This window comes from candidate division WOR-3 bacterium, assembly GCA_029858255.1.
GTDB lineage: Bacteria > Hydrothermota > Tepidihabitantia > SM23-42 > SM23-42 > SM23-42.
The window spans coordinates 1-2,250 of sequence record JAOUFJ010000080.1 but is presented as its reverse complement, the minus strand read 5'-3'; the positions used below and the strand labels follow the sequence as shown (position 1 = coordinate 2,250).

Sequence of the window (2,250 nt, the reverse complement as noted above, 5' to 3'; positions counted from 1 at the left end):
TATCTACTTTTTCTCGTGCATTTTTGGGGATGTAATAGCGGTTGTAGATATCCAGTGCGGCTTGATAATAATCCAGCACCCTGGATTCATCGCTAATTTCCGAATAGGCAGTGGCAAGCTGTTCACAACAATATAGTTTTTTCCGGTCATTTGTAATCGGCGCATCAAGTGCTCTTTCATAGTATTCGATCGCCGCATCGAATTTCCCCTGATCCACGCACAGGAATCCCATGTTTGTATATCCGGTAAGGAAATCCGGATATTTCTCAATTTGCCGGTTGATTATTGCTTCTGCTTTCACCGGGTTTCCCAACGCATTCCAGGCCCAACACGACATGTGCAACGTCCAGAAGTTTTCCGCCGACATATTTTCGATCTCTTGTATCATCTGCTGCAGTTTATCATTGTTGTCCCAGTCGACGTCTTTCCAGCGCCTCTCCACCTCCACATATTCAACAAATTCGGGATCGCGCAGCCTCTCATCTGCATTCTTATAGACAGAAACCTCATCGGTTTCGTAGTTATACATAAACCACCTGGAAAAAGCGGCATATGGAGCACCAGACGCGAAGTAGACCACGCTGTTTTGTGGATCAAGCACAACTGACGATCCCGTGCCACGGTTATTGATATTGCCTCCTTCACGCGGCGGTATCTTCCCGGTATATTCATAGAAGTCGATATTAGAGAGCAAGCGTATCGCATCATCAATGGCAAATTCCTCGTTACTGGAAAGTATTTTCTCAAATGTATACGCTCTTGCGCTGTTGCCCCAATCCATGTCAAACACGGAATTGTATTTTCTCCTCACTGATTGTGATACGCATCTATTCGTTGCATATATGTAGCCATTCCTCACATCTGTCCTGACCGCCCCCTGATCCACGATATCATAGGCTGCTCCTGCCTGATCCTCTAAACTTCCTATCATAACGACAAACCGGTCGACATTCTTGGATGTTGCATCGACATCACTCAGGTTTCGGCATTCCTCAAGTATTTTGTTAAACATCAGCGTCGTGCCTGTGCTCTTGAAAGGTCTGGATGAGGAAGTCGTGGCTTGACTCCAGGAAACGGTTAATCCATGTTCATTCACCCCGGTCACCGCAAAGGGACTACCGATGATTCCGATATCTATGTACTTGTACTTCCCGTCTCTCTCATAGTGAGCTACCAGGGGATATCTGCTGAAGAAGTCAATAATATCGTGATCGGCATTCCGGCCATGGATGATCCTGCCATCGATCTCTTTTATGAACGACGAGCAAGATAACCAATCGGGACCGAACGTAACCCCGAGTATATCATTCAAGGGAATACCTGACCCTTCAGCCATACCCTTCAGTTGTGCCAGAAAATCTTCAGGAACTCTCTTTTTGAATGAATTCAGCTTGTTCATCATAACAAAGGGTGTCGAAATCCGTATTATGATATCCAAGTACCAAGGTGATTCTTCATATACTTTGGCCATCATGGCATGTTCAAAGCTGTCCACACGCATATAGAAATTGTTCATCTCTTCTCTTAGCAACACACCATATTGTAAACCGATTTCGTAGGAACTGCCCTTTAAATAAAGAAACGGAATTCCCTCTCTATACTCAACATACCCCTCACCAAAGTATTTAACACCATCTCTAATCTCTGTCTTGTATTTATCTTCAGAAGACACAGCGCAATTACTTGTGAACGATGACAAAACTAATAGGGTGCCGCATAGAACGAAACCTGAAACAATTCGATTCATCTCTCACCTCCAAAATGATTTCATATCCCACGCAACCGCCAGAAAAACTGGCCCGCAGCGCCATACAGACTGTGAATGGAGAAAAAATCGTATCATTGAAGCAGCAGTTATCGTTTTTCTACCGTACTTCATATCTACTCCTATACCATTATTAGAATAATCGAAAGGAAGTCAACAGCTCGTACCGATCTAAGCCACGGGGACTGGCTCTGACGGCCGTCATTCTCCGGTCCCCTGATCATGTCAGAGGACAAGCTCAACCGGGTAATCCAGTCCAGACGCCTGATGGCCAACCCCTCGCGCCGTCATTGCGAGAAGTCCCGCCGTCATTGATTCTTATGAATATGAAGCGGGACGACGCGGCAATCTCAGCTTGGTTTAATATCAGCGATACTAACGATAATAACGCAATTAACGAAAGTAACGGTTTAAACGTTTTGCATTCGTCATTTGGCAATTGGAATCTGTGGTTTATTTGATTTTTTTATTGGGGGATTTGTAAT

The 2,250-nt window shown here is 44.7% G+C and carries 2 protein-coding genes; both read right to left on the bottom strand.

Going from position 1 to position 2,250, the window contains the following annotated elements; all coding sequences use genetic code 11:
* The coding region (locus OEV79_12590; GenBank protein ID MDH4212274.1) for a C45 family autoproteolytic acyltransferase/hydrolase at positions 1–1,747 on the bottom strand (1,747 nt) is incomplete at its 3' end.
* 3 nt (positions 1,748–1,750) lie between these two features.
* Positions 1,751–1,879: a hypothetical protein gene (locus OEV79_12585; GenBank protein ID MDH4212273.1), complete on the bottom strand. Its 129-nt coding sequence runs from the start codon at positions 1,877–1,879 to the stop codon at positions 1,751–1,753.
* Between the last annotated feature and the right edge of the window lie 371 nt (positions 1,880–2,250).

What these genes read in the sequence shown, in the direction of transcription:
- OEV79_12585 (MDH4212273.1), bottom strand. Translation starts at nt 1,879, where the DNA reads ATGAAGTACGGTAGAAAAACGATAACTGCTGCTTCAATGATACGATTT.